A 15,849-nucleotide genomic window follows, 5' to 3' on the forward strand; every position below is an offset into this window, starting at 1 on the left:
CCGTCGAACCGGCATGCGTCGCCCAGTTTCAGGATCATCGGAAACCAGCCGACGCTGCGATAGCAACGAACGCCATCACGCCCGCGCCGCCACCATCCCCCGCTCCGAGCGCGTCCACGCGACCAGCGCGCCGACGCCGAGCAGGGCGAGGCACACGATCGGCACGATCATCGGCCCGAACGCGGTGCCCGTCACCTTGCCCGCGAACGGCATCAGGTTCTGGCTGAAGAAGCCGCCGAGGTTGCCGATCGAGTTGATCGCCGCGACGCTCGCGGCCGCCCGCGCGCCGGTGAAATAGCGCGGCGGCATCGACCAGAAGCACGGATACAGCAGCGGGATGCACGCGCCGCCGAGCACGAGCGCGATGAAGCGCAGCGGCGTCGACGGCAGCACGAGGCTCAGCAGGAAACCGAGCGCGCCGAGCGCCGCGACGATCGCGATCGTGCGCAGGATGCTCTTCGCACGGCGCAGCTTCGCCGGCAGCCACACCAGCAGCACCACCGCGAGCGCCCACGGCAGCATGCTCAGGAAGCCGTTCGTGGTGCTCGACACGCCGAACGATTTCACGAGCGTCGGCAGCCAGTACGTGACGCCGTACAGCGACGTCGACATCAGCATGTAGGTTGCCGCGAACAGCATCACGCGCGGATCGAGCAGCGCCTTCCACGGCTGGCCGTGCTCGGCCTGCGCGGGCTTCTCGCGCTCCAGCGCGGCCGCGACGATCTGCTTCTCGCGCTCGTCGAGGAACGGCGCTTCGCGGAACGATGCGGGCAGCACGCGGAACACGACGATCGCGACGACCACGGCCGGAATGCCCGTCGCGACGAACACCCACTGCCAGCCCGCGAGCCCCCACACGCCGTTCAGGCTCAGCAGCAGGCCGCCGACCAGCGAGCCGAGCATGTTCGCGAGCGCGCTGCCGAGCGTGAAGATGCCGAGCACCTTCGCGCGGTAGCTCTGCGGAAACCACAGCGTCAGGTAATAGATCACGCCCGGATAGAAGCCGGCCTCGGCGATGCCGAGCACGAAGCGCAGCGAGCAGAACGCGGGCATCGACGTCGTGAAGCCCATCAGCACCGTGATGAGCCCCCACGTCAGCATGATCCGCGCGAGCCACACGCGTGCGCCGTAACGATGCAGCGCGAGCGTGCTCGGCACCTCGAACAGCAGGTAGCCGATGAAGAACAGCGACGACGCGAGCCCGAACGCGGCTTCCGTCATCCCGAGGCTGTGCACCATCTGCAGTTTCGCGAAACCGACGTTCTGCCGGTCGATGAACGCGATCAGGAACATCACGACGAGGATGGGCAGCAGGCGCCGCGCCACCTTCGACATGATGCGCTGTTCTTCGGCGGACGCGGGGTCCAGGGTGTCGGTAGCGTTCACTTCAGGCTCCTTGGGTGAATCGGTTGCGTATCGGGTGAATCGGTTGAATCGGCGCCGCGCTTGATGAACGCGCGGGCGCCAGGTGGTTCGATGATTGGAATCGGATCGCGGCCCGCGTGGCTCAACCCGACCGGTAGTCGTCGAGCATCGGCGCGAACATCTCGTGCCACGCGCGCGGCTTCGCCTTGATCGTGCCGGCCAGGTACAGGAAGTCGACGTAGTCCATCAACTGGTTCGGCAGCACCGAGAAGCGCGTGTCCGGCGCGGCGAGCATCCGCATCACGTCGTCGTGCGACACGCCGACGCCCGACGACGCCGCATAGAGCGCGGCCGCCGCGCGCGGGTCCTGCGCGATCAGGCGGTTCGCTTCGTCGAGCGCGCCGAGAAACGCGACGGCGAGCGCGGGCTCCGCATCGACGAGCCGCTTCGGCGCGAACACGACATCGAGCGTCAGCGGGCCGAGCACGTCGACCGAGCTCACCACGCGATGAATGCCCGGCTGCCGCAATTCGAGCGTCGAGAAAGGCGGCGACGTGAAGTGCGCGGTCACGCCGTTCTCGCGGCGGATCAGCGCCTGCATCGCCTGCGGATGCGGCAGGTTCACGGTGATCGAATCGAGCTGCGCGAAATGCTTCGGGCCGAGCTGCCGGCTCGCGACCATCTGCAGCACGACCGCCGACAGCGACGTGCGGATGCCCGGCACCGCGATCCGGTCGGACGGCGTGAAGTCGCGCAGCGACGCGAGGCCCGCGCGGTTCGCGTTCAGCGACAGCGACGTCGTCGACAGCCCGCTGATGCCGATCACCTCGACGTTCGGAATGCCGCGCGCCCGTGCCCACAGCTCGATGAAACCCGGCGCGCCGGCGCCCGCGAAATCGAGCGTGCCGGCCATCATCGCGTCGTTGACGGAATTGCCGCCGTCGAGCAGCACCCAGTCGACCGCGACGTCGCGCACGCCGTGGCGCGCCGCATGCCGCTCGAACAGCCGCTGCTTCTCCATCACGAGCAGCGGCAGGTACAGCACGCCATAGCCTTTCGAGATCCGCACCGTGCGCGGCTTCGCGCGCACCGGCGCCGGCGCCCCGAGCACGCCCAGCACGCCGAGCCCGGCTGCGATCAACGCGCGGCGGCGCGGCGACGTCGTCATGCGCGCGCCGCCGTGCGGCCGACGGCCAGCGGCCGCGCGCAAGCCGGCGTGGCGCCGCGGCGCGCGTTCGTCGTGCCCGTGACATGCTGCATGTTGCCGTCTCCTTGAATATTTCTGGTATTAATGCCGTCCTTGCGTCCTGCTTCCGGCTCGACACAGGTTATCGGCCGAGTCTGAGAAAATGCTGACATCCCGGCCCCGGGAAAACCCCTAACCCCTCTACCTGAAAACGGCACCATGCGCATTCTCGTCGTGGAGGACGATGCCGAAATCGGCGCGGCGATCCGTAGCCGCCTGGCCCGGCTCGGCCACGCCGTCGATCTCGAAACCGACGGCGCGACCGCGAACGGGCTGCTGCGCGTCGAGCGCTTCGATCTCGTCGTGCTCGATGCGAACCTGCCCGGCATGGACGGCTTCACGGTACTGCGCAACCTGCGCGCGTCGGGCAGCACGACGCCCGTGCTGCTCGTCACCGCGCGCTCGGCGATCGACGACCGCGTGAGCGGCCTCGGCCTCGGCGCCGACGACTACTTGGTGAAGCCGTTCGACTACCGCGAACTGGACGCGCGCGTGCAGGCGCTGCTGCGCCGCAACAGCGGCCACGCGAACGACGTGCTGACGCTCGGCGGCCTCGTGATCGACCGCAGCAGCCGCCTCGCGGAACTCGATGGCCAGCCGCTGTCGCTGTCGCGCCAGGAATTCGCGCTGCTCGAAATCCTCGCGAGCCGCCCGCAGCGTATCTTCTCGAAGGAAGAACTGCTGAACCAGTTGTTCAGCTTCGGCAACGAGCCGACCGCGAACGCCGTCGAGCAATACGTGACGCGCGTGCGCAAGAAACTTCAGGGCAGCTCGGTCGAGATCCGCACCGCACGCGGGATGGGGTATCAGATTGCCGCGCATTGACTGGTTCCCGAAGACGCTGTTCGGGCGCACGCTGCTGTTCATCGCGCTCGTCGTCGCGACCGGCGCGCTCGCGCTCGCGGCGATCGCGCGCTACTACGCGGGTGTCGCGGCCGAACGCGCATACGACCAGTTGCTTGCGGGCGCATCGATCCAGGTCGCGGAAAACCTCTACGTGCAAGGCGGCGTGCTCGCGCTGAATCCGCCGGTGGCCGCGCTGTCGACGCTGTCGCGCTACGACCTCGTCTACTACAAGGTGGTCGATTCGCGCGGCGTGGTCGTGGCCGGCTACAACGATCTCGCGAGCCCCGCGACGCTCGCCGCCGCGAAGCAGGGCCCGGCGTTCGCGAACGCCGTCTACCAGGGGCACCGGATCCGCACCGCGACCATCGCGCGCTACATGCCCGAGGAAAGCACGCCCGGCTGGGCGCTCGTGACGGTTGCGCAGACAACCCATGCGCGGCAGCAGCTGACGAACGACATGAGCATCAAGGTATGGACGCTGATCCTGCTGATGAGCGTGCTCGCGATCGGCGCGAGCGGCCTCGCGATCCGGCGCGGCCTGCGCCCGCTCGCGCAGATCGGCACGATCATCGCCGCGCGCGACCCGGCCGACCTGCGGCCGGTGGCCGTCGATACGCCGAGCGAGATCGACGCGATCATCGGGTCGATCAACGGCTTGATGCACCGCCTCGCCGAGCGGATCAACGCGATGCAGCGCTTCATCGCCGACGCCGCGCACCAGATGCGCACGCCGCTCGCGCGGCTCGACGCGCAGATCGAGCTGCTCGACGGCGAATCCGATCCCGCGCGTCATGCAGCGCGGCTCGATGCGCTGCGCGCGACCTCTTCGGACGTCGGCCGGCTCACCGGGCAGCTGCTCAATCATGCGATGGTGATTCACCGCACCGAGGCCGTGCCGCTGCAACCGGTCGACCTCGTCGCGCTCGCGAAAGAGGTCCTGGGCCGCACGATTCCGCTCGCCGGCGAACGCGACGTGGCCGTTGCGTTCGCCAGCGACGCGCCGCATGCGTGGATCGACGGTGACGCGATCAGTCTTCAGGAAGCGCTGTCGAACGTGCTGCACAACGCGCTGCTGCATGGCCATGCGGACGACATCGTCGTGTCGGTCGCGACGATGGGCAACGCGGATCAGGCGGTGACGCTGACCGTCACCGACAACGGGCGCGGGATACCGCGCGAGCACTGGGACGCGGCGTTGCAGCCGTTCGTGCGGATCGCGCCGGACGGCAGCGAACGGCGCACGGGGTCCGGCCTCGGGCTCGCGATCGTGCAGGAAGTGATGAAGGCGCACGGCGGACGCGTCGGGTTCGCGTTTCCGGATGCGGGCGGGTTTGCGGTGGTGCTGACGTTTCCGCGTGCGGCGGGGACCGACGCAGAAAAGGCATAAGCCGTCGAATCAGCGCCGTGCCATGCGCGGCAGACGCTCAGCGGCGGTTGTCGTCGTCGAACCGGCTTCGCTGCGCATGCCGCGCCACCCGTTGGTCCAGTTCGTCATACTGGCGGTCGCAGAACAACCTACACAACGCATCGACGTCGACGCGCTTCCTCACGTCGATCGTGTCGACGTGCTGCGCCAGCTTGCCCTTGCCGATGCCGAATAGCCCCTTCTTGATCCGCATGCCTACGGAATTCAGCTGGAAGCCATCCGAATGCGCATCCGTCAACGCAGTCACCCACAGCTCACGCTGATCGTCCGCATGCTGTAGCACGAGCGCCGGCAGCGGGCCGTCCTGCGTCTCGTTCCATTCGACGTGCTGCGCCACCCAAGGGAACGCATCGAACGCATGAACGAACGACGCGTAGTCGGTCGCGCCCTGCTGATCGAGCTGATTGAAATCGTAGCCGACTTTCTGGATGGAATAGGTCAACATGGCGCGGCAACCCTGTGGTGTTCGAAATCAGGAGAGCGTCAATCTACCGTGAATTTCGGTATCCGTGACGATTTTTCCGGGCGGCTCATGAACGTACATTCGCCGTCGCCGCGCGGCGATCTTCGAGGTAAGTGCCGGCCAGCCTGACGAGCTCGCGCTTCAGTTTCGGATCCGCCAGCAGCCCGCGCCGGGCCGCGTTGTGCACGACGCCTTCGAGCGCGGACGACAGCACCTGCGCGGTCACCGTATCGGCCTTGACCGGCGCACGCCCGCGACACGCGGCAACGATCAGCGCATACCGGCGCAGATATTCGTTCTGAAACGCGTCATACGCGTCCTTCGCACCGCCCGGATCGGGAAGATCGAGCAGCGCCCGGTGCAGCGCAGGGTAATCGCGATGCGCGGCGATCAGGTCGCCGATCAGGCCGTCGAGCCGACGCCCGGCGCTCGCCCGACGATCGTGCGCGCGCTGCAGCACGGCGAGCACGTCGTCGAAATGGCGATGCCGGATCGCATCGACCAACGCGAGCTTGTTCGGGAAATACTGATACACGGAGCCGATGCTCACGCCGGCAACCTGCGCGACCTCGTTGGTCGTGAAGCCGGCCCACCCGTGCTTGTCCAGAACGCGAGCCCCGGCCGTGACGATCACGTCCACCGTCGCACGCGAACGGGCCTGGCGCGGGGCTTTACGCATCGCGGCGGCTGCATTGTAAACGCGAGTGGACATGCGGGCTCCCACTGAAAATAATGGTGGCGAAGCTCACATATTAGGTGAACCCGACGAGGAAACGACCATGAGCGCGAACGCACTCCTGTCCCGCATGCTGCGCTACCACGCATGGGCCAATGACGAAATGCTGAAGGCGGTGCCGGGGCTCGACGCGGTGCGGCATGCGCAAGCCCGTCATCTCGCGCTGCGGCTGATGAACCATTGCCTCGTGGTGAACCGGATATTCGCCGCGCACCTGAGCGGCGAGCGTCACGGCTTCGTGTCCGACAACACGCCTGACACGCCGGAGCCGGAAGCGCTGCGCGCGGCATTCGCCACGCTCGATCGCTGGTATCTCGACTATGTGGAAACCGCCACACCCGACATGCTGTCGGAATCGATTCCCTTTGTGTTTACCGATGGCGACAACGGATACATGACGCGCGAAGAGATGCTGACCCATGTCGTCACGCACGGCGGCTATCATCGCGGCGAAGCGGGCAGACTGATGATTCAGGCGGCCGCGCTCTCGGCACGGGATATCGAGCTCCCTTGGGATACCTACGCCGTTCACTTGCATCGGACCGAGCCCGAGCGCAGGCTGCAACGCAAGCTCGGCGACGCGAACGCGGCGAATGCCGGGCGATGAAACGCGCTACGCCGCCTACACCGCCACCGCCTCCCCACCGAGATACGCATCGCGCACGCGCTCATCGTCGAGCAGCGTTTTCGCAGGCCCTTCGAGCACGACGCGCCCCGTCTGCAGCACGTACCCGTAGTGCGCGATCTCCAGCGCGAGGCTCGCGTTCTGCTCGACCATGAACACCGTCACGCCCTGCCGGTTGATCGCGTCGATCAGCTCCAGCACCTTGTCGACGTAGAGCGGCGACAACCCCATCGTCGGCTCGTCCATGCAGATCAGTTTCGGCCGCGCCATCAGCGCACGCGCCATCGCAAGCATCTGCTGCTCGCCGCCCGACAGCGTGCCCGCGCGCTGCGCGAGCCGTTCGCGCACACGCGGAAACAGGTCGAGCACCCGCTCGTAGTCGTCGGCCACCGCCGCACGATCGCCGCGCGTGTACGCGCCCATCAGCAGGTTCTCGCGCACGCTCATGTCGCCGAACAGCCGCCGCGCCTCCGGCACGGCCGCGATCCCGCGCCGTACGCGCTGCGGTGTCGCGAGCGCGGTCACGTCGTCGCCATCGAAACGCACGACGCCACGCTTCGGCCGCATCAGCCCGAGGATCAGCTTCATCGTCGTCGACTTGCCGCTCGCGTTGCCGCCGAGCAGGCTGACGATCTGCCCGCGGCCGACCTCGAAGTTCACGTCGAAGTGCACCTGCACCGGCCCGTAGAACGTATCCAGGTGTTCGAGTTTCAGCAGCGCGTCGGTCATGGTCGTATCGGGTTCCGAAGCAAGGGCGCTCATGCGGCCGCCTGCGTCGTGCGGTCGGCCGGCGCGTCGCCCGCATGGCGGCGGCCGAGATAAGCCTCGATCACGCGCGGATCCTGGCGCACGTCGCGCGGTGCGCCTTCGGCGATCTTCACGCCGTTGTCGAGCACCATCACGCGATCGGACACGCGCATCACGAGTTCGAGCTTGTGCTCGATCAGCAGGATCGTCAGCCCGCGCGCCTTCAGCGACTGGATCAGTTGCAGCATCTCGGCCGTCTCCGTCTCGTTCATCCCGGCCGTCGGCTCGTCGAGCAGCAGCAGGCGCGGATGCAGCGCGAGCGCGCGGCCGATCTCCACGCGCCGCCGGTTCGCATACGACAGGCTGTGCGCCGGATGATCGATGCGCGGCGTGAGCCGTTCGCCGAAGCCGGCGACGATCGCGCGCGCTTCTTCGCGCAGTTCGGCTTCCTCGCGCCGCACCGACGCGGGCCGCACCAGCGCACGCAGCACTTCGGCGGCCGCGCCGAGCGCCGGCCAGCCGGGCCGCGCCGCACGCAGCCGCGCGTGCGCGCCGATCAGCACGTTGTCGAGCACGCTCAGGTTGCCGAACACGCGGCCGTGCTGGAACGTGCGCGCGATGCCGAGCGCCGCGAGCCGTTCGGGCGCGGTGCCGGTGATGTCGCGGCCGTCGAACGTCACGCGGCCGGCGTCGGGCCGGTCGGCGCCGGCAATCAGGTTGAACAGCGTCGACTTGCCCGCGCCGTTCGGCCCGATCACGCTGAGCAGTTCGCCGTCGGCGAGCGTGAGGCTCGCGCCGTCGAGCGCGGTCACGCCGTCGAAGCGGCGCGTCAGGCCCTGCACGTCGAGCAAGGGTCGGGTGGTGGTCATCGCATTCCTCCTCACACCGTGCCGAGCAGGCCCTGCGGCCGGAACCGGACGAGCAGCAACAGCACGAGGCCGTAGATCAGCATCCGGTAGTCGGCCGCCCAGCGGAACAGCTCGGGCAGCCCGATCAGCGCGATCGCGCCGACGATGCCGCCGAGCACGTTGCCGAGCCCACCGAGGATCACCATCGTCAGCGCAAGGATCGACACCTGCGAATCGAAGGTCTGGTGATTAATGTAGCTGTACAGATGCGCGGCGATCCCGCCGCTCACGCCGGCCGCGACGCCGCCGACCGCGAACGCGATCGCCTTGTAGCGGTTCGGCGCGATGCCGTGCGCACGCGCGGCGACGTCGTCCTCGCGCACCGCGCGCAGCGTGCGGCCGAGATGCGAACGCAGCAGCCGCACCTGCACGAGCGCGAACACGACGAGCACCGCGAACGTGAACCAGTACGCGGCGCGCGCGGTCGTCGCCCACGGCAGCGGCGCGATGCCGGTGATGCCGAGCGGGCCGCGCGTGAGGCCATCCCAGTTCAGGATCACGAGGCTCACCACTTCGCCGATGCCGAGCGTCGCGATCGACACGTAGTGCCCGCGCAGCCGGAACGCCGGATAGACGAGCAGCGTGCCGAGCACGGCGGTGATCGCGCCCGCGCACGGAATCGTCACGGCCGGCGACCAGCCGAGATCCGACGACAGCAGCGCCGACGCATACGCGCCGATCACGAGCAGCGCGGCGTGACCGAGCGAGATCTGCCCGACCGTGCCCGCGACGAGCGTGAGGCTCAGCGCGAGCAGCCCGTACAGCCACGCGTTGGTCAGCGTCTGCAGCACGTAAGGCGATGCGCCGAGCCACGGCAGCACGGCGGCCGCCGCGATCAGCGCGACGAGCACCGGGCGCGGCACGCGCACCGCTTTCGCGGCGGCGAGGAAGGTGCCCGTCATCGGCTCGGGCGGCAATGCGCGATTCGCGCTGAACAAGCCGTTCGGCCGCCACACGAGGAACACGATCAGCAGCCCGAACGCGAACAGGTCGCGATAGCTGGTGCCGAACAGCGCGACGCCGTAGCTTTCGACGAGACCGAGCAGCAGGCTGCCGGCGATCGCGCCCGGCACGTTGCCGAGGCCGCCGATCAGCAGCGCGACCACGCCCTTCAGCGTCGCCTGGAAACCCATCGCCGGGTCGATGCTGTTGTAGTACATGCCGACCAGCAGCCCGCTCACGCCGCCGAGCGCGCACGCGATCGCGAACACGGTCTGGTTCACGCGATCGACGTCGACGCCCATCTGCAGCGCCGCATCGCGATCCTGCGCGGTCGCGCGCACGGCCCAGCCGAGCCGCGTGAAGCGCAGGAAGCCGTACAGCAGCGCGGCCGCCGCGATGCCGATGCCGGCGATCAGCAGGTCGAGCGAGCCGAGCGTCGCGCCGGCGATCCGCACGTGCCAGTCGGGCAGCGGCGTCGGCACCGCGCGCGGGTCCGCGCCGAACGCGAGCTGCGCGAGCTGGTCGAGGATGAAGCTGATGCCGATCGTCGCGAGCAGCGGCGCGATGCGTGCCGCGTGGCGCAACGGCCGCAGCCCGATCCGCTCGATCGCGATGCCGAGCGCGCCGCAGCCGACCACGACCGCCGCGAGCGCGACCGGCAGCGGCAACCCGAAGCGCGTCAGGCACAGCCAGCCGATGAACGCGCCGACCATGTACACCGAGCCGTGCGCGAAGTTGATCAGGTGCGACACGCCGAAGATCAGCGCGAGCCCGACCGCGAGCAGCGCGTAGATGTTGCCGACGATGAGGCCGTTGAGCGTGTAGTCGAGCCAGGAAGCCATCACGATGCGTCCGTGGTTTTCAGCGCGCCGCGAGCTGCGGCTTCGCGCCGTCCCACAGCGCCCACTGCCCCTGCTTCACGACCAGATACACGGTGCGCGCGCCGGCGACGCGGCGCGTCTGCGGATCGAAGCGCACCTTGCCGAAGATCACGCTCGGCACGTCGCTGATCTTCGCGAAGCCGTCGTGCGCGGCCTGGCGCGTCGTGCCGTAGCGGCGCAGCACCTCGGCCGACAGGATCAGCGCGTCGTACGCGCGCGCCACGAACGAATCGGGATCGGCGTGGAATTTCGCGCGATAGCGCTGCACGAACGCCTGCACCTCGGGGCGCGGTTCGGCCGGGAAGAAGTTCGATTCCGTATAGACGCCTTCGACGGCCGTGCCGCCCAGTTCGAGGAACTTCGGCGAATACACGGAGCCGACTGCCGCGATCGGCAGCGTGAGCCCCGATGTACGCGCCTGGCGCACGATCTGCGCGCCGTCCGCGTAGTACGAGATCAGCACGATCGAATCGGGCTTCGATTCGCCGATGCGCACGAGCGTCGAGCGGAAATCCTTCTCCGTCGGCTGGTAGCCTTCGGCCGCGACGACCTGCGCGCCGAGCCCCGTCACCGCCTTCGCGAAGATGTCCTTGCTGGTGCGGCCCCAGTCGGTGTTCAGGTACAGCACCGCGATCCGCTTGAAGCCGAGCTCCTTCACCGCATAGCGCGCGAGCAGCGGCTGTTCCTCGGCCTGGCTCAGCGCGGTGCTCCACAGATAGTCGCCGCCCTTCGTGAAATCCGGATGCGAATTCGTGAAGCCGAACTGGATCAGTTGCCCGCGCTGGTAGATCGGCGACGCGGCCATCGACGTCGCGCTCGAGAAATCGCCGAGCTCGATCGCGATGCGCGGATCGGCGACGAACTTCTGCGCAATCGCCACCGCCTGGCGCGGATCGCTGCGGCTGTCCTGGAAGTCGATCGCGAGCGGCCGGCCATGAATGCCGCCGCTGCCGTTGATCTCGTCGAGCGCGAGATCGAAGCCACGCTTCCACTGCTCGCCGTATTGCGCGTCCTGACCCGTGAGCGGTCCGCTCACGCCGATCACCACCGGCTCGCCCGACACGCTCGCCGCGAGCACGCCGCCCGTCGACAAGCCCCATGCGGCAGCGAGCGCCGCCACCGTGCCCAGCACGCGCCGCCATGCGCCGCGCGCGTCGTTCCCCGAAACGTTCATGCGTCCCCCAGCTTCAGTCAGTCGAAAAGAGTGAGGGCATGTAACCATCCGGTCCGGAGCGTTCCAACGAAGTTTTGCGCATATCGATATCGCATGCGGCGCGAAGCGGATGACGTTCGCGATCGACGTGAATACCCGCTGCATCGATCGACATGCGGGCATGCATCGCATCGCGTTGATTCGATTGGCGTTTCGTTCTTGTCATCCCGCACGACCGGCGCGCATGCGCGCATAGCCGACCGCCGCGACGATCACGCGCTTCGCAGTTTTCCCGCTGTCGATAGCAAAAATCATTATATGAATCGCGCATGCTTGCACTCCTACAATGCGCAAATCGCATCATCGGAACGCGTCATGGAGTTGCATCAACTCGAAGCCTTTTCCGCGGTCATGTCGGCCGGCAGCGTGACCGGCGCGGGCGAACTGCTCGGCCGCTCGCAGCCGGCCGTCACGCGGCAGATCCAGGAGCTCGAAGCCGATCTCGGCTATGCGTTGTTCGACCGGCACGGCCCGCGCGTCACGCCGACGCGCCGCGCGTTCCTGCTGTACGGGGAAGTCGAACGCTCGCTGGTCGGCCTGCGCGCGATCGAGGCGCGGGCCCGCGCGCTCGGCGACGAAACGGCCGAACCCGTGCGCATCGCGGCGACGCCGTCGCTCGCGGCCACGCTCGTGCCGGCCGCGCTCGCCGCGCTGCCCGACGACGCGCACGCGCCGCACTACCAGTTGCGCAGCGAATCGGCCGAGCATGTCGTGCACGAGGTGCTGGCCGGCACGGCCGATATCGGCGTCGTCACGCTGCCGATGGCGCATGCCGGGCTCGACGTGCACTGGATCGCGCAAACGCCGTGCGTCGCCGTGCTGCCGGCCGACGATCCGCTCGCGGCGAAACCGCGCATCGCATTGCGCGACCTCGCACGCCGCCGCATCGTGACGGTCGCGAACCGGCACCGGCTGCGCCAGCGGATCGACGCGGCGTTCGCGGCCGCGCGGGTCGATGCGCGCGTGTTCATCGAAACCAATGCGTCGCTGAATGCGGTGATGGCCGCGCGCGCGGGCATCGGGATCGGCATCGTCGATCCGGCGACCGGTGTCGCATTGCCGGTGGACGGCGTCGTCGCCCGCCCGCTCGACGTCGACATCCCGTTCGCGTTCGGCGTCGCGACACCAGCCGGCAAGGCGCGCACCGCGGCCGTCGATGCGCTGCTCGACGCACTGCACCGCACGACGCGCACGCTGCTCGACGACGTGATCTTTCACGACGCCGCCGCACACGATGCGCTGCTGCGCGGCGATCGGCTGCGCACCGACCGCGCGGCGCGCCCGCCTCGCCCGACACGCACCCGCCGCGCGCGCCCGGAGGCCGCATGACGACCCAACTCGACGCACTCGAAGCACGGCTCGCGCAGGACCTGCGCTGGCTCGACCTGCCCGCGCCGTCGTGGGTGCCGCCGCGCGACGCGGACGGCGCGCGCGTGCTCGACGTCGCGATCGTCGGCGGCGGGATGGCCGGGCTCGCGGCATCCGCCGAACTGCGCCTGCTCGGCATCGACAACCAGTGCGTGATCGATCGCGCGCCGGCCGGCTACGAAGGCCCGTGGGTCACGTTCGCGCGGATGGAGACGCTGCGTTCGCCGAAGCAGCTCGCCGGCCCCGCGCTCGGCCTGCCCGCGCTGACGTTCCGCGCGTGGTTCGAAGCGCAATACGGCCGCGACGCGTGGGATTCGCTCTACAAGATCCCGCGCCCGCAATGGATGGACTACCTGCGCTGGTATCGGCGCGTGCTCGACCTGCAGGTGCGCAACGACACGACGCTCGTCGCGCTGCGTCCGCGCGACGACGGGCTGCTCGCGCTCGACATCCGCGCAAACGGCGAAGGCGACACGCTGCTCGCGCGGCACGTCGTGCTCGCGACCGGCCGCGACGGGCTCGGCGGCCCGTACGTGCCGCCCGTCGCGCAACGCGTGCCGCGCACGCGCTGGGCCCATTCGTCGGAGCCGATCGATTTCGCCGCGCTCGCGGGCAAGCGCGTCGGCGTGGTCGGCGCGGGCGCGTCCGCGTTCGACAACGCGGGCACCGCGCTCGAAGCGGGCGCCGCGCGCGTCGACCTGTTCTTCCGCCGCGCGGACATTCCGCGCATCAACAAGCTGACCGGCATCGGCAGCCCGGGCCTCGTGCACGGCTACGCCGATCTCGACGACGCGACGAAGTGGCGCTTCATGCACTACGCGCTGACGTCGCAGACGCCGCCGCCGCGCGACAGCGTGCTGCGCGTGTCGCGCCACGACCACGCGCATTTCCATGCGGGCAGCCCGATCGAGACGCTTGCCGACCGCGCGGACGGCCTCGACGTGACGACGCCGCGCGGTCGCTACACGGTCGACTTCCTGATCTTCGCGACCGGCTTTCATTCGGACTGGACGACGCGCGAGGAATTCGCGTCGTTCGGCGCGCACGTGCGGCGCTGGAAGGATCGCTATCGGCCGGAACCGTCGCTGTGGCTCGACGAGCTCGCCGAGTCGCCCGATCTCGGCCCCGCGTTCGCGTTTCAGGAACGCGAGCGCGGCGCGTGCCCGGCCGTCACGCGCATCCACTGCTTCAACCATGCGGCGAGCCTGAGCCACGGCAAGCTGTCCGGCGATATCCCGGCCATCAGCGCGGGCGCGAAGCGGCTCGCACGCGGCATTGCGAGCCGGCTGTTCGATGCCGATCGCGATCGCCACTACGACGCGCTCGTCGCCTACGCGAATGCGGAATTGCAGGGCGACGAATGGCGCGACGCCGACGCCATCGGTCACTTTGACGACGAAGGAACCCCGAAACGATGACTGACTCCATCACGCCGGCCGCCGTGCCGGATACGATCGACACCGCGGCCGGCCTGCGGGACGGCGACGCCGTCGCCGCGCTGCGCCGCGCACGCGGCAAGGTGCTGTTGCATACGCAACTAAGCGAAGCCGCGCTCTTCGATCGCGCGCTGCCCGATCTTTCGCCGGTCGAGCGGCTGCATGCGGCACGCTATGTCGCGCGGCAGTCGAATGCGCACGCGCTCGCCGACATCTATCGCACACGATTGCTCGACGCAGGCGGCACGCTCGACGACATCGAGCACGCAGATGCCGACGCGTTCGGCGCACTGCCGCGCCGCCTCGGCGCGATCCTGTTGCACGCGAAGCGCCTGACGCACGCACCGGTCGACGCACGCGCCTCCGATCTCGACGCGTTGAAATCGGCCGGACTGACGACGCCCGCGATCGTCGCGCTGTCGCAGCTCGTTGCGTTCGTCGCGTATCAGTTGCGCGTGGCCGCTGCCGCGCGGGCACTTCAGGCGCGCGCCGCCAAGGAGGCCGCATGACGACGGCCACCCACGGCTTCACATCCGACACGCTCGGCTGGCGCGCGTGGCTCGACACGGTCTCGCTCGACGCGGCGACGCCCGATCAACTCGCGGTGCTCGAAGCGAGCCATCCGCAAGCGAAAACGTCCGACTATTACCTGCTGCTCGTCCATCTGCCCGAAATCCTGCTGCAGCGCTCGGGCGTGTTCAACGCGATCATGTACGGCCCCGGCGGGCTATCGCGCGCGGAGCGCGAACTGGCGAGCACGGCGGTATCGCGCGTGAACGGCTGCGTGTACTGCGCGTCGGTGCATGCGCAACGCTTCGCGCAGCTCGCGAAACGCACCGATGCGATCGAGCAGGTGTTCGACGATCCGGCGACGGCCGGCACGACGGCGCGCGAACGCGCGATCGTCCGCTATGCGATCGCGTTGACCGAACGGCCCGACGCGATCGACGAAAACGACCTCGCCGCGCTTGAAGCCGAAGGGCTCACGCATGAGGAAATTCTCGACCTGTCGCACGCGATCGCGATCTTCGCGTGGGCAAACCGGCTGATGCTGACGCTCGGCGAACCGGTGTTTCCGGAGCCGGCGGCCAGCGCCTGACCGCACGCAGGAACGTGGCGCGGCGCTGCCCGCGTCACGCCTTGTGCGTCGACAACAAGATGCTCGTCTCGGTATTGGCAATGCCGTCGATCAACCGGATCGCGCCGAGCACGCGATCGAAGTGCTCGAGCGAATCGGCATGCAGCTCGGCGACGAGATCCCAGCGCCCGTTCGTGCTGTGGATCGACGCGACGTTCGGATGCCCGCGCAGCACCTTCACCACCTCCGCGCCACGATTGCCCTGCACCGCGATCGACATCAGCGCGCGGATCCGGTGCCGTTCGGCGGCCGGCTTGAGCCGCACCGTATAGCCGACGATCACGCCGTTTTTCTCGAGCCGTGTGAGCCGGTTCTGCACGGTCGCGCGCGCCACGCGCAATGCCTTCGCCAATGCGACGACCGGCAGTCGCGCGTTGTCGCGCAGCAGTGCGATGAGCTGACGGTCGACGTCGTCGAGCGTGATCATGAACGGGCTTTCCTGTTGGGCGTGAACCGGCCGTCAGCGTGCCGGAGGCTGCGCATTCCGGCCAGCATGAACTAATCAAATT

Annotated in this window: 17 protein-coding genes; 7 read left to right on the plus strand and 10 right to left on the minus strand. The window is 68.7% G+C overall.

The window, feature by feature from the left end:
• Nucleotides 1-75: 75 nt before the first annotated feature.
• Entirely contained in the window at nt 76-1,386 is a 1,311-nt protein-coding gene (locus HWX14_RS18300; RefSeq protein ID WP_175883844.1) for an MFS transporter, read from the minus strand.
• A gap of 121 nt (nt 1,387-1,507) precedes the next feature.
• Nucleotides 1,508-2,533 (minus strand): ABC transporter substrate-binding protein, encoded by a 1,026-nt coding sequence (locus HWX14_RS18305; RefSeq protein ID WP_175883845.1) that lies wholly within the window; start codon nt 2,531-2,533, stop codon nt 1,508-1,510.
• 237 nt (nt 2,534-2,770) lie between these two features.
• Here HWX14_RS18305 and HWX14_RS18310 point away from each other — a divergent pair, with 237 nt between their 5' ends.
• Nucleotides 2,771-3,436: a response regulator transcription factor gene (locus HWX14_RS18310; RefSeq protein ID WP_012338672.1), complete on the plus strand. Its 666-nt coding sequence runs from the start codon at nt 2,771-2,773 to the stop codon at nt 3,434-3,436.
• A complete protein-coding gene (locus HWX14_RS18315; protein ID WP_175883846.1) occupies nt 3,423-4,844 on the plus strand; it encodes a sensor histidine kinase in 1,422 nt (473 codons plus the stop codon). The genes HWX14_RS18310 and HWX14_RS18315 overlap by 14 nt, the downstream gene beginning before the upstream one ends.
• Before the next feature lie 37 nt (nt 4,845-4,881).
• Here the strand turns inward: HWX14_RS18315 and HWX14_RS18320 are convergent, their stop codons facing one another.
• A complete protein-coding gene (locus tag HWX14_RS18320) occupies nt 4,882-5,328 on the minus strand; it encodes a hypothetical protein (protein WP_175883847.1) in 447 nt (148 codons plus the stop codon).
• Nucleotides 5,329-5,413: 85 nt separating this feature from the next.
• On the minus strand, nt 5,414-6,058 hold the full coding sequence (locus tag HWX14_RS18325) for a TetR/AcrR family transcriptional regulator (protein ID WP_175883848.1): 645 nt from the start codon (nt 6,056-6,058) through the stop codon (nt 5,414-5,416).
• Here HWX14_RS18325 and HWX14_RS18330 point away from each other — a divergent pair.
• The gene (locus tag HWX14_RS18330) at nt 6,057-6,689 is read left to right on the plus strand and encodes a DinB family protein (RefSeq protein WP_244130260.1); all 633 of its coding nucleotides are present in this window, start codon (nt 6,057-6,059) and stop codon (nt 6,687-6,689) included. The genes HWX14_RS18325 and HWX14_RS18330 overlap by 2 nt on opposite strands.
• 15 nt (nt 6,690-6,704) lie before the next feature.
• Here HWX14_RS18330 and HWX14_RS18335 read toward each other — a convergent pair whose 3' ends face one another.
• Genes HWX14_RS18335 through HWX14_RS18355 form a run of 5 tightly spaced genes read right to left on the minus strand, consistent with a single transcriptional unit; the run spans nt 6,705 to nt 11,669 of the window.
• Nucleotides 6,705-7,469: an ABC transporter ATP-binding protein gene (locus tag HWX14_RS18335; RefSeq protein WP_175883849.1), complete on the minus strand. Its 765-nt coding sequence runs from the start codon at nt 7,467-7,469 to the stop codon at nt 6,705-6,707.
• The gene (locus tag HWX14_RS18340; RefSeq protein WP_175883850.1) at nt 7,466-8,323 is read right to left on the minus strand and encodes an ABC transporter ATP-binding protein; all 858 of its coding nucleotides are present in this window, start codon (nt 8,321-8,323) and stop codon (nt 7,466-7,468) included. The genes HWX14_RS18335 and HWX14_RS18340 overlap by 4 nt, the downstream gene beginning before the upstream one ends.
• Nucleotides 8,324-8,334: 11 nt before the next feature.
• The gene (locus HWX14_RS18345; RefSeq protein WP_060212767.1) at nt 8,335-10,146 is read right to left on the minus strand and encodes an ABC transporter permease; all 1,812 of its coding nucleotides are present in this window, start codon (nt 10,144-10,146) and stop codon (nt 8,335-8,337) included.
• Between the two features lie 19 nt (nt 10,147-10,165).
• Complete coding sequence (locus HWX14_RS18350) at nt 10,166-11,359, minus strand: ABC transporter substrate-binding protein (protein WP_175883851.1); 1,194 nt, start codon at nt 11,357-11,359, stop codon at nt 10,166-10,168.
• 13 nt (nt 11,360-11,372) lie between these two features.
• The gene (locus HWX14_RS18355) at nt 11,373-11,669 is read right to left on the minus strand and encodes a hypothetical protein (RefSeq protein ID WP_175883852.1); all 297 of its coding nucleotides are present in this window, start codon (nt 11,667-11,669) and stop codon (nt 11,373-11,375) included.
• A 44-nt stretch (nt 11,670-11,713) separates the two neighbouring features.
• Here HWX14_RS18355 and HWX14_RS18360 point away from each other — a divergent pair, with 44 nt between their 5' ends.
• From HWX14_RS18360 to HWX14_RS18375, 4 genes are read left to right on the plus strand one after another with little or no spacing between them, the layout of a single operon-like run.
• Nucleotides 11,714-12,727: a LysR family transcriptional regulator gene (locus HWX14_RS18360; RefSeq protein WP_175883853.1), complete on the plus strand. Its 1,014-nt coding sequence runs from the start codon at nt 11,714-11,716 to the stop codon at nt 12,725-12,727.
• Complete coding sequence (locus tag HWX14_RS18365; RefSeq protein WP_175883854.1) at nt 12,724-14,184, plus strand: NAD(P)/FAD-dependent oxidoreductase; 1,461 nt, start codon at nt 12,724-12,726, stop codon at nt 14,182-14,184. The genes HWX14_RS18360 and HWX14_RS18365 overlap by 4 nt, the downstream gene beginning before the upstream one ends.
• The gene (locus HWX14_RS18370) at nt 14,181-14,711 is read left to right on the plus strand and encodes a hypothetical protein (protein WP_175883855.1); all 531 of its coding nucleotides are present in this window, start codon (nt 14,181-14,183) and stop codon (nt 14,709-14,711) included. The genes HWX14_RS18365 and HWX14_RS18370 overlap by 4 nt, the downstream gene beginning before the upstream one ends.
• On the plus strand, nt 14,708-15,301 hold the full coding sequence (locus HWX14_RS18375; protein ID WP_175883856.1) for a peroxidase-related enzyme: 594 nt from the start codon (nt 14,708-14,710) through the stop codon (nt 15,299-15,301). Before HWX14_RS18370 ends, HWX14_RS18375 begins: the two co-directional genes overlap by 4 nt.
• A gap of 34 nt (nt 15,302-15,335) precedes the next feature.
• Here the strand turns inward: HWX14_RS18375 and HWX14_RS18380 are convergent, their stop codons facing one another.
• On the minus strand, nt 15,336-15,767 hold the full coding sequence (locus HWX14_RS18380; RefSeq protein ID WP_059237585.1) for an Lrp/AsnC family transcriptional regulator: 432 nt from the start codon (nt 15,765-15,767) through the stop codon (nt 15,336-15,338).
• Nucleotides 15,768-15,849 lie beyond the last annotated feature (82 nt).

Source organism: Burkholderia sp. BCC0044 (genome assembly GCF_902832955.1).
Classification (GTDB): domain Bacteria; phylum Pseudomonadota; class Gammaproteobacteria; order Burkholderiales; family Burkholderiaceae; genus Burkholderia.